Here is a 23,083-nt window from a genome sequence, read left to right on the forward strand (position 1 = left end):
CATTACATTAAGTATTGCATCTGACCATAGAAAGATAAATTTAAACAAATGAAAAAAACAGATACATTTTCACATTACCGTGAAGGAAAATCACAAATGCAGCGCTTTTTAGCAGAATTAGATCCTGGCAATCTTGAATTACACGATTTCGATTTGTTTGATTGGCTGTTATTCGCAAACAATTTTGCCAAGCGTGTAAATTATTTTGCCAAAGATGATAATACAACACCAAAAGGAAACTGGGGAAACTTCTTCCTGGGTGATGATGCCAATGCCATTCCACGCAGAGAAAGCGTAGAATATAAAAGTATGAAAAAACAGGTTACAGATCTTATGTCCCAGTTTGAGCAAGACAGCAACCTTACCCCTCATTTAACATTATTTGTCTGCTTTTTAAAGTTATTGGATTTCTCAAAAAAAGCTTTCAATAATTTAACGAAAAGGCATTTGGACTTTTATTATAATGAAATTCTTCAAATTGATAAAAATGATGCTCAACCAGACAAGGTCTATGTGATTTTTGAATTGGCAAAAAAAGCACTTCAGGAAAGAATTCCAGGCGGGACATTGCTGGATGGCGATAAAGATGCTAACGGAAAAAAACGTGTTTACAAAACTGGTGATGACCTCATTGCCAATCAGGCAAAAGTTGTAGAGATTAAAAGTTTTTTAAATGACGTTGAAAAAAGAGAGCTGAAAATGGCTCCGGTAGCAAACACAGCCGATGGCATCAGTGAAAAATTACCTGAAGACAGCAATTATTGGTGGCCGTTTGGATATAACTCGAATGAAACAATTTTAGAAAAAAAATCTATTTATAAAGAGCTTCCAAAAGCTAAGCTGGGTTTCTCGGTGGCGTCATCATTATTTGATTTAAAAGAAGGTGAGCGAACAGTAACTCTTAAAATCGATTTCAATAAAAATGCGACTCAAAAATTACAGAATCTCTCAAAAACTGATATTGAAAACAATATTAAAGTGCTTTGTAGCGGAGAAAAAGAATGGTTATCAGGTATCGTTTTAAAATGTATTAAAAACGAAGAAGACCGATTAGAGCTTTCTTTTACACTGTCTAAGGATTTCCCTGCAGTCGTAAAATACAATAAGGAAATATTGTCAGAAACATTTCAGACTGATTTCCCTGTTGTAAGGTTTATGATCGAAGGAGAAAAATACTATGATGTTTACGAAGCTCTTTCAGAGAAACTGGTGAAAAACATAGAAATATCGGTTGATGTAAAAGGAGTAAAATCGATTCAGATAGAAAACGACAACGGCACATTAAATTCAGAAAAACCTTACTATCCATTCACGGCGCAACCCATTAAAGGATCTAATTTTTTTATTAAATGTCCTGAAATGTTTTCTAAAAAATGGCAAAATGCAGACATTACCATCAATTGGAAAAATACGCCGGATTCTATAAAAGATTTATACAACGGATATGTAATTCAGCCTAATCAAAATATCAGCTTACAAGATTTTGAAGCGTTGAAAACCTCATCAGTTGTAGGTTCTGATGCTTATTTTAAAGCTGATACTGCATTGTTGGAAAAAGAAATCTGGTACACCAAAGCTGTTAATATTGACGTGTTTCAAAAAGGAGAAAGTGGTTATAAAACCCAATTTTCGATCAATAATACAAGCAATGATGCAGACACCAGCGAATCGATCCGGTTAACATTGAAACAGTCGTCATTACAGGATGTGTATCCCAAACTATATACATTGGCATTATCTAGTAAACCGGAACTTAAAAAACTGATTCCAAATGAACCTTACATTCCGTTTGCTGAAGATATTGAGCTGAATTACAGGGCAAAGGAAGATGCTTACCTGTATTTAAGAAAAGATTCTGAAGGAGAAGCTTCAAAAAGTGAAGGGGTACAATTGTATCATGAAGATGCATTCGGGCAATACGAAAAAGAGGTTAAAATACAGGAAATTGTTCCAGTACATAAAAATGGAGGTGAATTATACATCGGTCTGGAAGCGACGCCACAAACAACTGTTTCATTATTAATCCAGATGCTGGAAGGAAGTGAAAATCCTCTGGTTGATACTTTCGGGGAAAAAGAGTTTATAGAGTGGAGCATTCTTTCAGGCAATACATGGATTGATCTGTCGGGTAATATACTGCAGAATGAGACCAGGAAATTTCTGGAATCTGGTATTGTAAAGTTTAAAATTTCTAAAGATATCAACACAAATCATACAAGGTTTACCAACGGATTAGTCTGGATCAGAGCGAAATCAAAAAGAAGTTATGATGCGGTATGCAAAATTCAGGGAATATATACTCAGGCAGTTTTGGCAACATTCCAGAATCAGGATAATGATTTATCTCACTTAAATAACGGATTGGAAGCAAATACCATTGCCAAACTGATCACCAGAGTTCCTCAGGTAAAATCGGTGAGCCAGCCATACAATTCGTTTGATGGTAAATATAAAGAATCAGATACAGAGTTTTACAGACGTGTAAGTGAACGATTGAGACACAAGCACAGAGCTATTACACAATGGGATTACGAACATTTGGTATTGCAGGAATTCCCGGAAGTTTTCAAAGTAAAATGTTTGAATCATACCTCCGAAAAATCATATATGGCTCCTGGCTATGTAACCTTGATGGTGGTTCCGAATATTAAAAATAAAAATGCTTTTGATGTTTATCAGCCCAGAGTAAGCAGAGCCAGTCTGAATAAAATTCAAAATTATGTAAATGAATTAAATACGATGCATGTAAATGCTCAGGTGATTAATCCAAATTATAAAGAGGCAAAAGTAGAAGCAAAGGCTAAATTCTTTGAGCAGTATGACGAAACATTTTATCTCAAACAATTAGACGAAGATATCAAAAAATATATATCACCTTGGGCTTTCACAGATTCTAAAGATATTGATTTTAATGTGGAATTGAATGTCAATCAGTTAATTAACTGTTTAGAGCAACTGCATTATGTAGATTACATTGATGAAATAAAAATACTGGTGAATAATGTTTTGCAAAAGCAGTCTTTGATCGAGGTAGATCCAAAATCAATTCTGGTATCTGCTAAACAACACATTGTCAGTATTACAGATCAAGTATGTATTTAATAAAAATAAGAAGAAAACGTAATCATGTCAGAAAATAAGCATATTAGTATATCAAAAAATGTAGAAACTGAGGATCAGACAGATTTTCACTTTCTACGCAAAACAGGTATTGAATACATAGAAAAGTTAGGAGGAAAACTCTGGACCGATTATAATTCTCATGATCCTGGTATTACCACTTTGGAAGTTTTAAGCTATGCCATCACAGATCTTGGGATGAGAATGAATCTGAATATGGAAGATATCCTGTCATCTGAAGATGTAGATAAAGATATTCATACACAGTTTTTAAAGGCTACAGAAATTCTGCCTTCAAGACCTTTGACCGAGCTTGACTATAGAAAGCTGTTTATTGATATCAACATGGCTTCAGGTCATAAAAGACCCATCAGCAATTGCTGGTTGCTTCCTAAAACTGAAACATTATATGTTGATTGCAAAACCGGAACATTAGACTTTAAACCGATCGGAGAAAAAACAAAAGATTTTAAGGTAAAAGGACTGTATGATCTTTATGTAGATTATGCTGAAGATATTGATGCCGAAGGCGGTGGATGCGAAAAATCTAATATCAATACCAAAATATTAGACCGTTACCACGCCAATAGAAGTCTTTGTGAAGATTTGGCTGAAATTAAAGAAATCGAAACCCAGAAAGTTGCTGTATGTGCCCGTATCGGACTTGTAAACAAAGCCGATGAAGAACTGGTGCATGCTAAAGTAATAAAAGCGATCAATAACTACCTGTCTCCGGAGGTTCATTTTTATTCGCTGAAACAAATGCTCGACAGAGGTTTTTCTACAGATCAGATCTTTGAAGGACCACTCTTAGACAGCGGTTTTATTGATACCGAAGAGCTCAGAAAAAGCCAATTAAGAAAAGAGGTTCGCCTTTCTGATATCATCAGTGAAATCATGAAAATTGAGGGAATCAAAGAAATTCATGAAATTTCTATTGCAGGTTGTGACAGTGTGATCAAACAAACCAACGACTGGCTGATCTGTATTGAAAAAGGCAGAAAACCGGAACTGTGCGAACTAAGTTCTTTCAGTTACAGTAAAGGTTCACTTCCGTTAAATATCAATGACAAAAAAGTTCAGGATTATTTAGAGACTCTTAAAAGAGAAGAAGAAGCACTAAGAGATGATGCCAGACAAAATAAGGAATTGGCTTTACCACAGGGAACTTCATACGATATAGCCAACTATGCTACTATTTTAAATGAATTTCCGGATACTTATGGAGTAGGAATATCAGGAATTATAGGAAATCAGACTCCTGAAAGAGAAGCTTTGGCTAAACAACTGAAAGGGTATTTATTGTTTTTTGATCAGATCCTTGCAAGTTATTTTAAACACCTTGAAAAAGTAAAAGAAGTATTAAGCGTCAATGGTGATTTAAAAAGAACCTATTTTACACAGGCTCTTAAAAATATTAAAGGCTTTAATGATTTAGTTTCTGATTATGCTGCCGATGATGATCAACTTACAGATTCGTTGTATGAAGAGCTGGATAGTAGCGTAGAACGCAGAAATGAAGTTTTAGACCATCTGATTTCCCGTTTTGCCGAAACTTTTAGTGACTATACGTTTTTAATGAAATCATTGTACGGGAAATCTGCCGATGAAATTGTCTTAAGTAACAAAGAAAACTTCTTAAACGAGTATCAGTCATTAAGCAAAGACCGCGGATTGGGCTACAATTATACCTTAATTGCAGACTCAGATATTTGGAATACAAATAATATTTCCGGTGCACAGAAGAGAATAGCCCGTTTGTTGGGAATTAGAAATTATACTCAGAGAAATTTATCTCAATCACCGGTTTCAATTATTAAAACAGAAAATAGTGATGGGACATTTAGTTACACCTGGAAAGTAAAAAATGCTGACAATACTATCATCTTATCGTCTGTAAAAACCTATCAAATTGAATATGCTGCAACCAAAAATTTAAATGAAGCAATTTATCAGACCATTCAGATAGATCAGGAAGACCTTGACAATGCATTGGAAGGAATACTTTATAATAACCAGTTAATCGGAAATATAATGATCCGTTTTTCATTAGGAGGTAATTATTATTTTGAAATTGTTGATGATCCCGTTAAGCAAAATGTGATCGCTACACACAAAAAAACAAATCCTTATTCAACGCTGCAAGAGCTGAAAGATGGAATTGTAAAAACAATAAATTATTTCAAGTATGATTTTACAGAAGAGGGTATTTTCCTTGTTGAGCATTTATTATTAAAACCGACAGCTAAAGATTATAAACTCCTGGGTGGTATTGGCTGTATGTCTATAGAAGATACTTTTAGAGTGGCATATGATATTGAAGCAGATTCTGTAACAGATCAGGTAGAATATTCAGAGGCCTTAATGTCTTCTTGTGAAGAAGATTGCGAAACAGATGTTTTTGATCCTTATTCTTACCGGGTAAGTATCATTCTTCCGGGTTTTGCTTATCGTTTCCAGGATCCTGATTTCAGACGCTATGCCGAAACAGTTATCAGGCAAGAAATTCCGGCTCACGTTTTAGCAAAAATCTGCTGGGTCGGAGATCGATTTAGTGAAACAGAAACCGCTCAAAACGACTTGGCTGATTTTGAAGTTGCTTTTAAAAAATATCTTTCAGATAAATCAAAAAACAATACTGCTAATTTAGGAAACAGTATTCATGATTTACTCCTCGCTCTTACTTATTTAAACAATATTTACCGACCGGGGAAACTTCTGGACTGTGCAATAGAAGATAATGACAGCTCAGACGGAAAAATAATACTAGGACAATCAAACATATAAAAATCGAAAACAATGAATACTAAATTAGATAATATAACAACTCAGTATAGAAAGTTCAACGTAAATCAAGTATTAACGGAAGGACAATTAAACGAGTTTATAGACTATTTCGAAGATCAGGACAGGCTGTCAAGAACTCGTCTGAGCGGAGTTGGTGTCGTGTGTGGTTTTAAATCGACCTACATAGATGTGACATCCGATAATACTTTACTCCACACTATTGCAATTACCCAGGGTGCAGGAGTTACTACTGACGGAGATCTTATAACACTGCGTCAGAAAGTTGATAAATCGACAGATGCTACTATCGATTTTGATGTCAAAAATTACAAGTATTACAGAAATTATATTGATGAAGTCAGATACAAACATTTTCGCATTGCAGATACACAGATACCTCTCGAAGAATTAATTACACAAGCAGAGTTTGATCAATTAAAAGCTGAAGGTGCTAATGTGGGAGATTTTAAACCATTAACGGGCATCGGAAATATTTATGATAAAGTGATACTTCTGTATTTGGAAAGCTACTCCAATGAAGAGTCGCCATGTCAGGATGCAGATTGTGACAATGCCGGAGCAGAGCAGGTGTCTAATCTTAAAGTTCTTTTAGCAGATTCCAAGTCTGTTTCAGATCTCATTGCCAGAGGTGATGCAAAAGACACAATTTATAAAGCTCACAATGCTTATGAAGACCTCTTCCGTCAATTGCATAAGATAGAAGCCAAAAGAGTTATTCTGGATCCTGTTATTACAACAGCATCGCAACTTAAATCAAGATTTCAGGATGCTATTGATCCTGTTTCAAAATTAAGCGAAGGTTTCAATGCAATTGCAAATACTTTCAACGTGAGTGTCAATTTAGGCGGGCAATCACTTCTTGATAAATTGAATTCCTTATTGTATCCTACGGTATCAAGGTTAGAAGATTATCAGTATCGATATGATTTACTAAAGGATTTAATTGATACCTACAATGAAATAAAAGGATTGATTTTGCATCTGAATGTAGAATGTTGTCCAAATATAGCTTCATTCCCTAAGCATCTTATGTTAGGTTCTGTTGGAGCGAAATTAGAATTAGGAGAAAGTACCCCTTTACGTCACCATTTTTATAATTCTCCTATCACCACAAACGACGATGAAAATTACGAAAGAGTGGTAATGCTTGCCAATCGTTTTGTACAGAAATTAAACGGATTCCAATCGTATATCGGACCCGTAAAAATTACTCCTTCTAATCTGTATGTAAGATTGGGTGATAAAGCAATTCCGTACTACTACAATGTAGACAAGCCATTATTGGATAAATGGAATTTTGAAAAAACAAAAACCGACAGAGAAACCTATAATTTAAGCTATCATACAACCAATTTAGCAGGAGAAGACTTTATTCAAAATCCGTTGAATTATAACATTGATAACAACGATTTCTATAGGATTGAAGGTCATTTGGGATTACCATATAAAACAGCCTTACAAAACATCAACGATCTTAAAGTAAAATTCGGATTAGCTTTTGATGTCATTGCATTGGTTCTGCAGAAAGGCGAAAAGCCAGTTGTCGGTGAAGTACCAAGAGAAAAAACAGTGTCAATTGATGATCTGAGAAAACAATTGGTGTCAATTTCGAGTGATGTCAGCAACCGGAAATATGATTCACAGAGTACTTTACTAAACATCTCTAGACTAGACGAGAAATTAAGATTGTTAAACCAGGTCGAATTCTCAAAAGAATCATCATCAGAGGTAACTGTCGTAAAGCAAGATCCTAAAAAAGATGATGTTGTAAGCGAACTTTTAAGTGAATTTTTAGAGAGAAAATCAGGCTTAGAGCATGTAGCCGGTGTAGAACCGGGCGGAACTTTTGTTTTGATTTACGAATCAGAGACAAACAACCAGGTTTTGGCAGATTTCTCATTGCCTTACTTGTGCTGCTCTAAGAAAGATCCTGTATTTTTGGTATTACCGGCAAGCAATCTATGTCAAAATGACGATCCTGTGGTAATAACAATTGTTCCTTTGGATGGTCAGGTAAAAGCATTTGTGAATGGTACTCAAATACCTGCAGTTACACAATCTGGAGGTCAGAACCTCTTTAATCCGAGTTTGGTTAATGCTTCTTATTTTGGACAAACCATTACATTTACGGTGAATGATGATCCTGTGGAAGCTTCAATGGTTGTATATGCTGAGCCAAATATTACGGTAACAACGGGTGAAGTTGTATATGGCGAAAGCGCAAACGCACCAGAAGCAACAGTTACGTTTAATGTTAGTGGTCATCAGTCCGGATATACCTATACCTGGGATTTTGATGATAACTCAACCGAAAATCCTGTTCCTGTTAATGGTATTGTAAAGCACAAATACTTTTTGGGAGCAGCAGGTCAGGAAGATGTTTTCAGACCTACTCTTACCGTTAAAAATCAAAACGGATGTAGTACTACATTTAATGTGGTTCCAATTACATTAAAATTGGTTATTAATAAAAATACTAGAATATTTATTTATTTCGATGCTTCTGGTTCTATGAATACAACGCTGTCTCCTCTGAATGACATGAGAGCCAATTTGCTTAAAAATAGATTGTTGCCTTTATATGGAAATGATTCTGCAGCTTATGATGAAAAGGTAAAAGTAATCTCGTATAGTAATGAAAGAACATTTGAGGTATTAAATATGCAAGGGCAGGCTGCACCGGAAGGAAATGTAATTGTTTTGGTCTTCCAGGATGAAGCTGATTCGATTTATCATCCTTATAATGGACCAATTACAAACAGAACTCCTGCATTTTCTACAGATATTCAGGCTTTGAAAAATAGAATAGCAAATAATTTTGGTACCAATAATCCTAATTATTACAGAGGAATTGTTTTCCAGGTAGACGGTAACAATGCATTCCAACAGCTTATGATGGCGGTAGAAACAGGGTCTCATACTTCTTATCCTTCTCCTCAATACAATCTTGCATCAGAAGTGTCATCAGGAAAAGTAAAATTCAAATACAATGTTCCGGATGGTGATACTGCTGCCAATTACCTTCAAAGAGTAGTGGATGCACTGGAAGAACTAGGTTATGACATTCCTTAATAACAATAACTTCTCAGGCAGACAAACCTGCCTGAGAGGCTATTAAAAAACATTTTAATAAATCATTAAAAAATGAATAATAATGAATAATCAATTAAGTAATATATCAACCCAATACCGAAAGTTCACTAAAGGACAGTACATAAAGCATCCTCAGTTTAACGAGTTTTTAGATTTTTTTGAAGATCAGGATCGTCTGTCGAGGGTATTGTTGCAGGGAGTAGGGATTGTTTGTGGTCTCAAACCAAATCTTATTTATAAAAGTAAGGTATTGAGTAGCATTCAGCTTTCTCAGGGAGTGGCTTTAACGACCGACGGAGATTTGCTCACCTTAAATAATACAAATAAGATAAGCGAAGAATTGTATGTAAGTGACTTGAAAACTGTAAATCTGGCAAATAAAGATTATACGCATTTTAAAGTGTATGATAATTTTAAAGTAAAATATCCAGCGTTTTATGACGGGAACAATCAGATTAAACTTTGGGAATTGGCAGCAACTCAGGAAGCGAATTCAGATTTTCAGCCTGTTAATAATCTTTCAGATTTAGAAGACAAATATTTGTTGCTATATTTAGAGAGTTACGAAAAAGAAGTGAGACCATGTAGAGGTGTTGACTGTGATAATCACGGTATTCAACAAATCCGGAACCTCAAAGTATTGGTGACTACAGCGGAAGGAATCAATCATATTCTTGAAAGAGATCAGATTCAGCCCCATCCTTTGTTTATAAAAGATGTTTTGGGACCTGTAAAGCAGGAGCGGGTGATTGTAGAACGGCTTATTTCAGAAAAAGGAATTGAAACACAGTTTTCCTCTTCTGATCTAAAAGACCTGTATCATACTGTTTTAGAAAACAATGATTATGGTAAGATTGTTTTTGAAAAAATCAACGCAATATCCCAAATAATAGGAAGCCCGACTGTTGATCATCAAAGCTTCAAAAATGCATTAGAAGGATGTCTTGCTCAAAATACAGGCTTTCAGTATGCTTATGATGTAGTTAAAGATTTAGATGAAACCTATTCTGAAATTATAAAATTACTTCCTAAATCGTTTACTAACTGTATTCCTGATTTAGTCTCTTTTCCTAAGCACATTATGCTCGGGAAACTAATATCAAACGTGCAATTAGATTCCTCAAGACATCAGTTTTATAATTCGCCTGTTTTAGATGATCAAAAATCAACACAGAGAGTCAAAGTATTAATTAATCGATTTAAACAACAGGTACAAAATTTCAGGTATTCGGATAGTTTTGAAAATACAGCACCAATTAAAATTACTCCGTCTCAAAAATTAAATCCTCTCAGCAATAAGGCGGTTCCTTTTTACTATAAGGTTACGGAAGAATTTTTAAAAGCATGGAATTTTGATAAGACAAGCAATCGGTCTTTTAGAGATAATTTAGGATATGATATTAGTTTGCTGTCAAACGACCTGCATATACAAGACCCAACGAGTTTTAATATAGATAAAAATTCTTTTTATAACATAGAAGGTCATCAAGGGATGGATTATCAGGAGGCTTTTGAAAAAATCAAAGAAATCAGGGATAAGCAACAATTAGGATTTGATGTTATGGTTTTATCATTTGATGAATTGGTAGACGATAAAGATATGTCTAAAGCCTATTTCAATGAATATGTAGAAAAACACCCCGGATTAGAACATAAGTGTGGAGTTGAACGAGGTGGTACCTTTGTAATGGTTTATGATGTTAACGGAATAAACACAAAAGTTGTAGCAGATTTTTCGCTTCCGTATATATGTTGTACACCGAAAGTTGAGGTTAAATTAACTTTGCCAAACTCGGTGATTTGTGCCAAATCCGGTCGTATACCTTTTACGGTGTCTCCTATAAATGGAGTTGTAAAAGCTGTTGTCAATACAGGCTTAAATGGAGGTGTGGAAGAAGATAATGGATTGTATTTCTTTAATCCGGTATTGGTAAGTCCGCAATTGCATAATAAGGACATTACCTTTACGGTAAACGGAAAACCTGCTAATTGCAAGATTAAAGTTGTTCCGCAACCCAATGTAAATATAGTAGTTGATTCTGTCAATTACCCGGAAAGCGGCTCAGTAGCAACAACGGTAAACTTTACTGTTTCCGGACAAAACGGACAAAATTTCACAGATTATACTTACAGTTGGGATTTCTTGAATAATGGCAATTGGGTTACTCTGAATCCGGATGCAGGTGGAAATGTCAGCTATACTTTCTACAATCTGGTTCCTACAAGAATTCCGACAATAAAGGTGAAGGTGAGTGGAAGCGGATGTACTCAAGACATCCCTCTGACCGATTGGTATGACGCACCTTCTGTTCCTTCTGTTGTAATAAATAATGTAGAATTTTTAGAGGAGAATTGCTGTGAAAGAACTATTCCTACCATTATAGCTGACGTAAAGGGACCTGCAAGACTTCCTTTGTCTGATCGATATTTTATATTAGAAGGGATGGGGTATGGCGCTTCAGCATTTATTTATTCCTGGGATAAAATTCAAGGTCCAGCAGTAAGGCTTAACGGAGTCAGTAGTCAGGATCTGGAAGTTACAAATTTAGTGGTTGGAGATTATGTATTCCAACTTACGGTTCTTGATGTTGATAGTGGCGAATTTGCTAAATCTGCAGAAGTATTAGTAAATGTATATTCAGAGGATAAATAATGACTACTGTAAGCAGGGGTGGTTTTGTGATTAAAAGATCACCCTTTTATATCAATATAACATAATTAATAATAAAACATAATATAATGGCAATAGCAGCGAAATGCAATATTTCATTCAGGATAAATTATACATCTTCCATACCCATATCGGGTGCAACTGCTTCCTATAAGATCAAAGGTTCGGCAAATCAGTATACGAAACACATTATAAATCCGGTGCCGATAAGTGGGGGATTGGTAACTCTTCCCGGAATCCAGGCTTCAGGCGAATATGATTTTATAGTTGAGTTAACTGCAAATGGAGTTACTACAAACCAAACCGGTTCCTTCAAAGTAGAAAATTGTAGCCCTTCATTTTGTGAAATTCCGGTTATTAACAAAATAAGCTTGGAGAGTAATGGTCAGATAGTACTCGATTATTCAGTAAATACTACCAATCTTTCAACACCGGAATATCAAATAGCAACAGACGTTGACTTTAAAAATATTATTCATTTTAAAGTAGGTTTTGATTTTCACCCGATCGAATATATTGAAATGAATAATGGAAATATTCCTGATGATACTACGTTGTACCTGAGAGCAAGGAAACACTGTTCTCCATCCGGAGTGTCAGATTGGTCGAATGTAGTTGAGTTTAGATCTGGAAAATGGGCTGTTCAAAGAGCTCCTTATACTTTCGATGCGTATTGTGTATCGGGAAAATTTGAAGACCCAGTTACCACAGAAGCACAGATTTGTTTGACAGGAGGTACGCTGCTGAAAAAAATAAATCTAAATACAGTCACCCCGCAGGTAGGAAGTTTTATTTATCTGAGTGACGGTGTCACCCTTGCATTGCCTCCAAATTTGAATAGTTTTGATACTGGTGGAGCAAGCAGCGGATACAACGACTTTGGAATCAAATGGATAAGGTTTGCAAATGATAATGAATATAAAATTTATGATGTAGAAAAAACCGGTCAGATAATCAATATTTCATCATATAACTGTAATAGATAATTACGTTATATGAAAACCAATAAAATCCTCAAAATGAGGATTTTATTTCTTAGAGCAGTTTGTTTGATTATCTTCTGTTGTTTTTACGTCTCGTGCTTATAATATTGAAAAGTTTCGCGACATCTTTCAGATGAATTTCAAAATCATCGTAGTATTCATTTAGAGAATGAAGAGTGATAATGCCTTTCTCAACATCGTGGTTGATGATTCGCTTTACCAGAATCCCTTTCTCTTTGTGAACGATTACAAAATCCCACTTGTCGTAATGCAGCTTACTCATCCAATAATCTTGTCTGATGTTTCTGCATAAAATAATATCACCTTCCAGATAGCTTTCGTAAGATCCGTTGTCCATACTGTCTCCTTTCACTTCAAAGCACATATACTCGCCACGGTGTTCTATATCATCCGTAAAAGGAATGGTCGGTAAGCTTTCTATATATTCTTCATCTGCAAAATTATGTAAGTAGCCGGCTTGGGCGTATTGATTTGCAAGCGGAACATTCATGATCTTTAAATCTGAAAAAATGACAGGAGATGCACTATCATTGAGTTTCTTTTCTTGTTCTTCCAGCAAATTGGTTACGAAATAAGCGGTTGTTTCCGGTATTTTTCGTTCGCCTTTTTCCCAATATTGTACGGCTCTTGTGCCAACACCAATAGATTTTGCGATATCAGCCTGCTTCATTTTTAGTTTCTTTCTGATTTCTTTGAATTCTAAATAGTTCATTTTGATATGTTTAAAATTATTTTATAAAAAAATACGCAAAATTTTCATTTTTATTATTAAAAAACGAACAATGTTCGTATATTTGTTTCGTTATAAAATTGAACAGTACAAATATACAAATTATAATCAAAATTTAATGTTTTATTGCTATTAAATTAGTTCTGTGAAATTATTTAATAGTTTTTAATCAGTAGGTTAAATAATTATTTTGTACTTGTTCATCTTATGATTAGATTTTATTTTTTTTGTTTTATAAAGCGCGAGATAAAACATAATTAAATTTTAAGTCTAATGAAAATGTTAAAATTGCGGTTTTAAATTAGTTAAAAATGTTTTTTGTTCGTTAAAAAATATTTTTTTAAAATGAAAAAAATGCGTTTTTTTCTGTTTGAGATATGCAATTGTTTTTGCCCTTTGTTTTTGCAGATAAAAACAGATAAAAAGGTGTCGTGCAAAATTACTGTTTAGTATATAAGATATCGATTAATTATAGCTGTCAGTGAGATCATTACTACATCCGGAAGGGCAGATGAATTTTGTAAACAGGCTCAGTTATTTCTAAAGATTATTTAAAATACAACAGAATGTTGAGCTCTTTTGCAAACGGAACTTCTGAGAGTAAGTGCTTTATATTTAATTGTTTATCGGGCATTGGTCTTTATAAACATCAAATAGAGGAGTTTACGAAAAGTAAGTTTTAGAAAAAGAAGTTTTGGGAATTATCTCTGCAGAAAATTCCCGGTACCGACTTCTGAAAACCAAAATTAAATAATATAATAACACATGCGTTTAAAGGCTTTAGAGTAAGTCTTTAGGGTTTCTTTATGGATTATTCAGGAAACACTAAAACATCTATTCAAAAACTTTAACCATAAAAACTTTTTAACCACCAAAAAATGAAACGTAGTAAAGAATTAGTTGAAAAAAGAAAAGATTTTGTCATTGAGTATGTAAAGCGTAATCAAAACAAACAAATGAAAGTAATTGTAACTGAGTTAACTGAAATGTTGTTTCTGTCGGAGAGAACAATATATAACATCATTCTTCAGGCTTAGTCTGCAACAGTAAAATAAATCGAATGCTTGTATAGTATTCTAAACAAGATAGAAAAGAATTTCAAAAGTTATGCTTCAGTAGCTGATCTATACATCAGATTGAATAAATAGATGTTCTTATATCTTATTCAAAATCAAATATGTGAAATACTAAGGTAAAACAGTTTTGCTTTTTAGCTCTAATGTTTTTAGACGAAATATGAATCTAAAAAAGAAAAGCTGTTTTACCCTTTGGTTTACTTAAAAAATCAGTTTTAAAAGATAGAAAATCAATTGTTATCATTAATAAAATTATAGAAACCATGAAAAAAGATAAGAAAAAAGATAAGAAAAAAAATAAAGAAAAACTACCAAAACCCACCAAAGACATAAGCACTCTTATTGATGAATTAGCTTATGTAAATGAAAATGAAAATATCAGGAAGAGCAAAAGGTTTTTAGACGATCTCTACATATTGGATCAGGAATAGCCATGCATCAAAAATTGTGAAAAAAAATCACATTTTAAATAAATAATATATATAGAAAAGAATGAATTTAGATAGTATAAAAGCCCTCTTAATCGGAACTGCCATTGCATTTTCCGGAGGATTACTGAGGGTATTGGTCTCAATACAGAACAAAGAAAAAAAACAGCCCTGGGAACACTTTATCACATTGGCAATAGTTGTCATTGTAGGTTTTACAATGAGTTATTTAATGAACAAAGCTGACTTACATGACAAATGGTATTCTACAGGATTGCTATTTGTGCTTGGCTATGGCTACGATAAATTCTTAAAAATGATCACTACAAATCTTCCCAGTTGGATTGATAAAGCAGTAAATCTTTTTATTGAAGACCGATATGGCGTTAAAACAGACAGAGCGTCTGATGTAGAAGAAGAAAAAAAAGATTATTAAAAAAAACTCTTCACTGCAACTACGGAAACCATTACTCAAAAAGCGGGTAATTCTCATTTGAATGAGTCAATTTTGAATTTGGAAATGAAAAATAGTAAAGGAATATTCAGCGTTTGAGATTACTCATAACAAAACTGAAAACCCACTTCTGGTTATTCAGATTATTATAGTTTCCATCATTCCGGGTCTGATTTCTCAGACCTATAGGTGTATAAAGCGCAACAGGCACAACTTGCGTTTTATACACTTTCTAAATCAATGTGTAATTAAAAAACTAAGTCAATGAAAACAGTAACTCCTGTAGAAAAAGACAATAAAGTCCAACAAAGCCAGAGTAAAAATCAAAGGCAGAAAGAATCTGTGGTCGTACCTCTATCTGAGGTAGAAGTGGCTACTGCACAAACACAAAAATCTCAAGACTCGACCGGTAAGGCTGGATCGGCAAACCTTAATGGTTCCACCGTAGCCGTTCATGGTTCACAAACCGTTTACGATCAAGGCTCAGAGATAATGTATGGAAAACTTCAGGAAAGTTTGACACAAACCGGCGATATCAATCATCCCGATACCAAAGAAACTGAAAAAGATTATATATCGACCCTGAATGTTGATCAGGCACGAGATTACAACGACCTTAAATCCGGTACTTATCTGCCAAAGACTGCTCAAGAACAGGCTGAAGTCAATCAAAATAGCAAAAAGGATCAAGAAGTAAAGCCGAAAGGAGAAAAAAAGCAAAAAGCAAAATCAGTAAGCAAAGGCAATGCCGATACTTCTTTGGTTGATTTGTCAAATTCTCCGGCAACACAATTGGTTGGTAATTTTAATGCTGTTCAAAATAATAGTACGGCACTTTTAAATAGTCAAACCGAAAAAGCAACAGGTGGTCTTCCAAAAGTGAATTCAAAAATAGGCAGTGCTTTTTCCGGATCTAAACCAAAAAGCAAAGCTGGTAAAGATAAAACGGGAGCAAAGTCAAGCAAAAAAACAGTTAAATCTGCAAGTCAAAAACCAAAGCCAAAAGAAATTCTTTTTCCAGAAAAAGAACCTTTAAAAAAAGTAAACTATTCTTTTAATTCAACAGGTGCTAAAAACGGATCTTTTGAGAAACAAGCTAAAAGTCAGTTTGATGCAATTAGCCTGAATACTTCTGCGATTCCTACAACAATGCAACAAAGCGCACGGTTAGACCTTAGCGGAGAAGCAGATACAGAACACTTATCGATCGAACAAAATGATGCTGCTCAGGATATGAGCATCAAAAAAAATCAGGCAGCAAAAGACGTTCATAAAGATTATGGCGAAAATGACATCATCAAGAAACCAAATGATGAAACTCTAAAATCTTCGCGGAAACTAACCTCAAAAGCTGTTAAAAAACAACCTATTGATGCCCTGAAACTGGAAGGTATTGATGAAGCTAATATCAATGCTCAATTTGAACCTATTATTCAGTCAAAAATTGGTGCCGAAACCGAAAAATATCAAACAGCCGAATTAGAGCACAATCAAAAAGTGCTGGAACAGGAAAAAGCATCCGAAGCCCAAATTGGTGAAGAAAAAAACAAGTCACAAGAAAAGCAATTGAAATCTGTAAAAGATGCTCAAGCAGATGTAAATCAATCAAGAGTTGAATGGCAAAATGAGCTCAATAAAACAGAATCCGATTTTGCAAAAAAATCCAGCAATCAGGCTAAAACAACATTAGGCAATATAAAAACAGAGAAGAGTAAAGGTGAAACGGCAGCTCAAGGTCATATTAATAAGGCCAACAACGATGCACGTAAGAAAAAAGAAGACTCAGATAAAGAAGCACAACAGAAAAAAGCAGAAAAGAAAAATGAAAGTAAAGGTTTCTTTGGTTGGGTTGCAGATAAAGCCACAGCATTCATTAATGCTCTCAAAGATGCACTGAATTATATTTTCACCAAACTCAGAGAAGCAGTTAAAGTCATTTTTGAAGCTGCCAAAAAATTAGTTCTGGCAGCATTAGAATTAGCCAGAAAAGCAATTGTAAGCTTTATCAAGGGGTTTGCTTCATTGTTAAAAAGTTTCCTAGACTTTGCCTTGGCAGCGTTCCCTGGTATCAGAGACCGACTAAAAGCCAAAATAGATAAATACGTAGCGGTTGCCGAAAAATTCGTAAACCAAACATTTGAAGCATTCAAAAAAGCGGTTGTTGCGATTATTGATTTCTTGGCAGAAACGGTAGACAAACTATTGGGGGTAATTCAATCTGTTTATGAAGGAATTTTAACTGTTGTTGGAATGATTGTAAGTGGTGATATTATAGAACTCCTTAGAAAACTAGGAAACATCAAAGACGCTTTATTCGGAATTACATTTGACACCATTAAACAAGGTGGAATGGAAGAATTATTAGGTGTAAATCTTGATGAATCACTATCGCCCGAAGAACTTATGGCTGCAATGCAAATGGGGCTATTATCTGGTGGAAGCGAACAAAATTCTGATGACGGAATGCCAAAAGCTCCTTGGACGAATGCAAATGTTGGTGTAGACGTCGTAAGTTTTGAAGAGTTATCGCCAGAAATGCAGGCTGAATTAAGAAGAATGCAAAAAGCGGGTCAAACTGAAGCTACTCTTGGTGAAAGAAATGATCCTTCCAGAACCATGTCTTCTGTAATGGAAGAAGCCAAAACATCACAAAATGCACCTGAAACTTCGGGACAAAAATTCAATGATGGATTAACCCCAATGAAACGTGCCGAAATAAAGTGGGAAATGATGAAAACAGGTATCAAACAATGGTGGGATGACAATTGGCTAAAAGTTGTAGGTGGAATTATCGCTGCATTAGTTGTATTTATAGCGGCAGAGGTAGTTACAGGTGGAGCAATAACGGCGGCATTGCCTGTAATTATGCCAATATTGGCAGATGTATTCATAGGCATAACAATAGCCCAACTAGCAACTCATTTTGTAGATGGTCTTGCAAAATCATGGGGCGGAGATATCAAAGGTGGTACAAAAGCTTTCAGCAGAGGATTGGGTGCAGCATTGATAGAACTTGCCATGTATCTTGGATTTAAATTAGTTGAAGTAGCTGCAAAAGCAATTACACAGTTAGTAAAAGGTGGTGTAAAACTAATTAAAGCAGGTGCAAGATCTGTAATGAATTTTAGTAAATTTATCATTAAAGAAGGAAAAGTTTTGTTTAAAGGAATTGCCGGAAAAAATCTTGGAAAACTAAGCAAATCTTTGCGTAAATTAGCCGATGACATTCTGGAACGAATGAGGGTTAAGAAGGTACTAATTAAGTTAGAACCAAAAATATGGAAAGTAGAAGCTGAAATAAACCCTTTGTTTGTGATTATGTCTGGTCCGATGCCTGATGAAGATGTAATGAGTATTATTAAAAAAGACAAAGCAGATGTTCCTAAAGGGCTAAAAAAAGGAGACGTATATGTTGATGAGCAAGGCAGGGAATTGATGAAAATTTCTAATTTAGATGAATTTACCAAAACACCTAATTATCGTGAGATATTTGCATTAGCCAATAAGAGAGGAATTTCTGATGATGTTATTCATCATTTAATTGAAAAAGGGTCTGATTTTGCCTATCTTTTTGAAAAAGAATTAATTAATGCTCCAAAAAGTTTGAGAGCAATTCCAAAGGGAAATATTAATGAGGTTCTGCATTTATCGGATATAAGAAGGGCTTGGGATGATGTATATTTAGAATTAAATAGAGCAATATCAAGAAATGCAATAGATACTAATGGGATTAAAAAGAAAATATTAGATTTTGCATCTAAATCTGATACCTATATAGTTAAGTCATTAGATGAGATAGCCAAAGCTGAAGTTAGTCTTGGCAGAGAACTTACAAAACCTGAAATAGCAAATATTACCAATAAATTAAAATACTTAATAGAATGACAGAATCTAAACCTAAAATTTACACTTTAAATTGCAAAAGTTGGATAGGTACTTTAACAAATAAAAGTTTTAGAGTGGAACAACCAAAATGTACTGTATGCAATAGAGATCTTTTAGAAGAAATTGAATATTCAAAAGTACAATTAGAAGTTGATAAATATAATGGGGAGGATATGTTTAGTTCAAAAGGTGCAATTATTGTGACTGAAAGACTCTATAATGCATTCAAGGAGCATAATGTAAAAGGTTTTGCACCCTTAAAAGTCTCAATAACTAAGTTCAAATATTCAGATATTGATATTAGCATTATTCCAAATTTAATTTACCTTGCTGTACTCTCTCCGGCTGTTAAAAATATTCCTATTGCATATGATTATATTGGCATCTGTGAAGAGTGTGGTATGTATTTGGCTAAATATAATGAAGAAAAATCTGATTTGATTGTTAGAAAAAATAACAACAATGAGATTCACTTGCAAGCATATTTTAATTCATATAAGGGGGCAGATATTTTTAATTTTGCTGATCATGGTGAGGTTGGAGTAACCCAAAAATTTCTTGACATCATCAAAGACTTCAATTGCCCAGAAAATATAATTATTCCTGCTGAATGGATATAACTAATAAAATTATTATAATCTCTATCAAAAACTGCAAGATTTTAGGCTTGCAGTTTTTTTATTGTCTTCATTTACCAAAAAGCAAAACCCTCGCTGCCGAACGAATCCTTTCGTGTGGCTTTTTTTCTAAACAATTTCTCAAGATTTTTTATCTTTATAAAACAAAATTCAAAATAATACCACAAAAGCAAAATATTAATCCTAAAATTTAAACCCCATGAAAAAAACACTATTCATTTGTTCCCTTCTGTTTAGTCTTTCCATTGTAAATGCACAAACTATAGAATCGGGAAGTCGTAGTACTACAGGCTATATCAAAAGTGATGGTACCATAGAAAATAGAAGTCATTCAACTGTTGGTTACATTAAAGGTGACGGAACTATTGAAAACAAAAGTCACAGCACTATTGGTTATATCAAAAGTGATGGTACGATAGAAAACAAAAGTCATTCTACTGTCGGTTACGTTAAAAAAGACGGAACGGTAGAAAACAGCAGTCATTCTACTATTGGCTACATAAAAGACGATGGAACGGTAGAAAACAGCAGTCACAATACGATTGGCTATGCTAGAGGAGTTAAGAAAGAATGGGCAGCGGTAGTTTATTTCTTTTTTAAGTTAGATTAATCATCAGTTCTCTATAGAAGAAATCATCCCATTGAGGGGGTAAGTTAGACAGTTAAGGCTCGGATTTATAATCCGGGCCTTAACTGTTTTATAAGCATGAATTCTAAGTATAATATTCCAATTTAAAGGTATCGTTCATTTCAATACTCTTGCGTTAAGTTACTGCAACTACCGAATAGAGAGAGCTGAAAACTTTCATAAGAATGAAAAAACAATGAATTTTGGGCTTTGAAAACAAACCGCAAATCAAATGATTTTTAATGAAATAAAGCTACTGCAACTACAGACTAGAGAGCTCAAAAAACTTTTGTAAGAATAAAAAAAATATGAATTTTGAATCTTGAAATTTAGCAATAAATCATCTGGTCTTGAAAAATATAAGCTTCTGCAACTACAGAATAGACCCATCAAAAAACTTTTAATTGGGATAAAAAAGAATGAATTTTGAACTCTGAAAAACAAGAATAGTATGGCAGTTTCAAAAAAAATATCCATGAAACTAAAACAAATTTATAAACAAACACAAAAACAATAAAATGGCTATAAGAGATAAAAACACATTAAAAACATTTTTTGAAACAGGAGACATTCCTTCGCAAAATCAATTTGGAGATCTAATAGATTCCTTCAAACATCAAAACGACACTAATGAGCTTCTTCTCACCGACCAGGAGATAGTATCAATAGCAAATCGTATAGCAACTATTAACAATGGATTTGTTGAATACTATTTTGATAATATGAGCAATTCATTAATTAAATTGAGTGTAGCTCAAGAAAATCTGGAAAACCAAGAGATAGAAATCAGATGTGATATACATGATAATGGCGATGTAAGAAAACAGTACTTTGTTGGTAATGGACCTTATACTGTTACTATAAAAGAATTTGAAAGCGAAAAATTACAAGCCAATGAATACTATTATTTGTATTATGAAACAACTCTATATGACAGCATAGATAGACTAATTGGGCACAAATTACCAACTACTTTCAATGGTTTTGAATTTGGCAAACTAGATGGAAGGAGCTTTCATTTTTACATTTCAAAACAAAATTTTGGAAAAGAATTAAACGTACTGCATACCAATATTAAATTCATTAATAAAACGGATATCCCTATTGAATATAAATGCCAGAGTACTAATTGGCGTGATATCTATAGGAAAGAAAATAGCGTAACCGCTCATTATGACCAATGGGATTATTTATACTTCAGTTACAATGCAGACATGACAAAAGAAGATGATACTATTGAGTGTAATATTTATGATACCGACACGAACGAATTATTAATAATTGACTACCTAGAGCCAGGCATAAATTATAGACATTTTGGGAGCAGTAGTGATGGTGAAGGAAATAGAGCAGATAAAGTGAGAAACATTACAATAGAATGTATAAAACTATAAATCTCAATAGATCAAAAGTTTGGATTTGGAGTTTCCCCTCAAGGAGCAATCAGAAATGTAAAAATCGAATGCAATTATTATGAAAATGCAAAATAATGCAATTGATGAAATTTCAAAAACAATATCTTAAAATTTTATATCCTTTGAAATAATAGCAATAGATATAATTATTTTAAATGAAATTGTTTACACGAAGAAACTGTGGAAGACCCTGCTAAAAAACAGCCGATACCATTTTTCGATATTGACTGAAACATTACAAAATTTTACAGATGATACTAGTCTATAATTCTAAAAAAAATCAATAAAACTATATGTCAATACCATTAAATACAATATACAGTTATTTTGAAACCGGTGATTTTCCAACTCAGGAACAGTTTAAGGCTTCATGGTCATCATTCTGGCATAAGGATGAGCCTGTTCCTTCAACTAAGATTGCAGGATTAGATAGCTTATTGCAAAACAAAGTAGACAAAAATATGTATGAGCTGCATTTGGCAGATGCCAATGCGCATACTTCAATTTTAGCAAAAAGAGATGCATCTAATCTGAATAGTGAAAATGTACAGTCCTGGAAAACAATGCTCGAAGTAGGAAATTTTCCTTCTAATACTGCAACTGTAGATGATTTTGATGAGCTTGGGAATATTTCTGAATTTGGAAGTGTCTATACTAAAAACCAAAGTCATAATACGTTCATATCTTTTGGAGATTATACGGACAGCAACGGAAATATCTTGGCTGAAAAGATAGAAGCTTTAGGTTTAACGACGTTAATTGAAGCTGTTGAGACTACAATTTCTGATTTTGCAAACCATTCAGATGCTTATGATTTTGAAGATAACGACTTCATTGCTATTCCGGTGAATAATGAGAATTATTCTCTTTATTTATTTAAAGGCGGCGCAAAAAATGATAAAAGTAATTATCTGTCAACCGGACTTTCGAATATTACAATCGGTATGGTTGAGGGACTTCAAAGCGAGTTGAATAAAATCAAAATTGTTCAGGACGGATTAACCAATCTAAATACCAATCTTGAAATTAAAGCCGACAAAGCGGCTGTTCTTGAGCAATTCAGCACATTCACTACCGATCTTCAAAGTAAAGCTGATAAAATTACCCTTCAGCAGGAAGTGAACAGGATAAAG

The 23,083-nt window shown here is 34.0% G+C and carries 13 protein-coding genes and 1 pseudogene; 13 read left to right on the top strand and 1 reads right to left on the bottom strand.

Annotation, left to right across the window (positions count from 1 at the left end):
* Positions 1 to 48 precede the first annotated feature (48 nt).
* The 5 genes from AC4FQ5_RS17975 (at position 49) to AC4FQ5_RS17995 (ending at position 12,678) form a co-directional block, all read left to right on the top strand.
* Positions 49 to 3,102, top strand: coding sequence for a baseplate J/gp47 family protein (locus AC4FQ5_RS17975; RefSeq protein ID WP_491145562.1), 3,054 nt, complete (start codon positions 49 to 51; stop codon positions 3,100 to 3,102).
* Between the two features lie 24 nt (positions 3,103 to 3,126).
* Positions 3,127 to 5,907, top strand: a complete 2,781-nt coding sequence (locus AC4FQ5_RS17980) for a baseplate wedge protein (RefSeq protein WP_491145564.1) — start codon at positions 3,127 to 3,129, stop codon at positions 5,905 to 5,907.
* A 12-nt stretch (positions 5,908 to 5,919) separates the two neighbouring features.
* Entirely contained in the window at positions 5,920 to 9,000 is a 3,081-nt protein-coding gene (locus AC4FQ5_RS17985; RefSeq protein ID WP_491145565.1) for a hypothetical protein, read from the top strand.
* Between the two features lie 82 nt (positions 9,001 to 9,082).
* Entirely contained in the window at positions 9,083 to 11,674 is a 2,592-nt protein-coding gene (locus AC4FQ5_RS17990) for a PKD domain-containing protein (RefSeq protein ID WP_491145566.1), read from the top strand.
* An 86-nt stretch (positions 11,675 to 11,760) separates the two neighbouring features.
* Positions 11,761 to 12,678, top strand: coding sequence for a hypothetical protein (locus AC4FQ5_RS17995; protein ID WP_491145568.1), 918 nt, complete (start codon positions 11,761 to 11,763; stop codon positions 12,676 to 12,678).
* A 67-nt stretch (positions 12,679 to 12,745) separates the two neighbouring features.
* Here AC4FQ5_RS17995 and AC4FQ5_RS18000 read toward each other — a convergent pair whose 3' ends face one another.
* Positions 12,746 to 13,408, bottom strand: coding sequence for a S24 family peptidase (locus AC4FQ5_RS18000; protein ID WP_491145569.1), 663 nt, complete (start codon positions 13,406 to 13,408; stop codon positions 12,746 to 12,748).
* 896 nt (positions 13,409 to 14,304) lie between these two features.
* Here AC4FQ5_RS18000 and AC4FQ5_RS18005 point away from each other — a divergent pair.
* The 8 genes and pseudogenes from AC4FQ5_RS18005 to AC4FQ5_RS18040 form a co-directional block, all read left to right on the top strand.
* A complete protein-coding gene (locus AC4FQ5_RS18005) occupies positions 14,305 to 14,463 on the top strand; it encodes a hypothetical protein (RefSeq protein WP_157798748.1) in 159 nt (52 codons plus the stop codon).
* A 302-nt stretch (positions 14,464 to 14,765) separates the two neighbouring features.
* Positions 14,766 to 14,933: a hypothetical protein gene (locus tag AC4FQ5_RS18010; protein ID WP_491145572.1), complete on the top strand. Its 168-nt coding sequence runs from the start codon at positions 14,766 to 14,768 to the stop codon at positions 14,931 to 14,933.
* Between the two features lie 61 nt (positions 14,934 to 14,994).
* Positions 14,995 to 15,366 carry a hypothetical protein gene (locus AC4FQ5_RS18015; RefSeq protein WP_491145574.1) on the top strand — a complete coding sequence of 124 codons (372 nt, stop codon included), beginning with the start codon at positions 14,995 to 14,997 and terminating at the stop codon, positions 15,364 to 15,366.
* 282 nt (positions 15,367 to 15,648) lie between these two features.
* Positions 15,649 to 19,269 (top strand): type II secretion system F family protein, encoded by a 3,621-nt coding sequence (locus AC4FQ5_RS18020; RefSeq protein WP_491145575.1) that lies wholly within the window; start codon positions 15,649 to 15,651, stop codon positions 19,267 to 19,269.
* Positions 19,266 to 19,889, top strand: a complete 624-nt coding sequence (locus tag AC4FQ5_RS18025; protein ID WP_491145577.1) for a hypothetical protein — start codon at positions 19,266 to 19,268, stop codon at positions 19,887 to 19,889. Before AC4FQ5_RS18020 ends, AC4FQ5_RS18025 begins: the two co-directional genes overlap by 4 nt.
* Positions 19,890 to 20,106: 217 nt before the next feature.
* Positions 20,107 to 20,517 carry a 5-fold beta-flower protein gene (locus AC4FQ5_RS18030; RefSeq protein WP_491145579.1) on the top strand — a complete coding sequence of 137 codons (411 nt, stop codon included), beginning with the start codon at positions 20,107 to 20,109 and terminating at the stop codon, positions 20,515 to 20,517.
* Between the two features lie 536 nt (positions 20,518 to 21,053).
* Positions 21,054 to 21,929, top strand: coding sequence for a hypothetical protein (locus tag AC4FQ5_RS18035; RefSeq protein WP_491145581.1), 876 nt, complete (start codon positions 21,054 to 21,056; stop codon positions 21,927 to 21,929).
* A gap of 314 nt (positions 21,930 to 22,243) precedes the next feature.
* Positions 22,244 to 23,083: pseudogene (locus AC4FQ5_RS18040) on the top strand (hypothetical protein); the annotation flags it as partial.

This window comes from Chryseobacterium sp. DT-167 (assembly GCF_058310155.1).

Coding starts and splice junctions, on each gene's coding strand:
- AC4FQ5_RS18000 (WP_491145569.1), bottom strand. CDS start 13,408: ATGAACTATTTAGAATTCAAAGAAATCAGAAAGAAACTAAAAATGAAG.
- AC4FQ5_RS18025 (WP_491145577.1), top strand. CDS start 19,266: ATGACAGAATCTAAACCTAAAATTTACACTTTAAATTGCAAAAGTTGG.
- AC4FQ5_RS17980 (WP_491145564.1), top strand. CDS start 3,127: ATGTCAGAAAATAAGCATATTAGTATATCAAAAAATGTAGAAACTGAG.
- AC4FQ5_RS18015 (WP_491145574.1), top strand. CDS start 14,995: ATGAATTTAGATAGTATAAAAGCCCTCTTAATCGGAACTGCCATTGCA.
- AC4FQ5_RS17990 (WP_491145566.1), top strand. CDS start 9,083: ATGAATAATCAATTAAGTAATATATCAACCCAATACCGAAAGTTCACT.
- AC4FQ5_RS17975 (WP_491145562.1), top strand. CDS start 49: ATGAAAAAAACAGATACATTTTCACATTACCGTGAAGGAAAATCACAA.
- AC4FQ5_RS18005 (WP_157798748.1), top strand. CDS start 14,305: ATGAAACGTAGTAAAGAATTAGTTGAAAAAAGAAAAGATTTTGTCATT.
- AC4FQ5_RS18020 (WP_491145575.1), top strand. CDS start 15,649: ATGAAAACAGTAACTCCTGTAGAAAAAGACAATAAAGTCCAACAAAGC.
- AC4FQ5_RS18035 (WP_491145581.1), top strand. CDS start 21,054: ATGGCTATAAGAGATAAAAACACATTAAAAACATTTTTTGAAACAGGA.
- AC4FQ5_RS18010 (WP_491145572.1), top strand. CDS start 14,766: ATGAAAAAAGATAAGAAAAAAGATAAGAAAAAAAATAAAGAAAAACTA.
- AC4FQ5_RS17985 (WP_491145565.1), top strand. CDS start 5,920: ATGAATACTAAATTAGATAATATAACAACTCAGTATAGAAAGTTCAAC.
- AC4FQ5_RS17995 (WP_491145568.1), top strand. CDS start 11,761: ATGGCAATAGCAGCGAAATGCAATATTTCATTCAGGATAAATTATACA.
- AC4FQ5_RS18030 (WP_491145579.1), top strand. CDS start 20,107: ATGAAAAAAACACTATTCATTTGTTCCCTTCTGTTTAGTCTTTCCATT.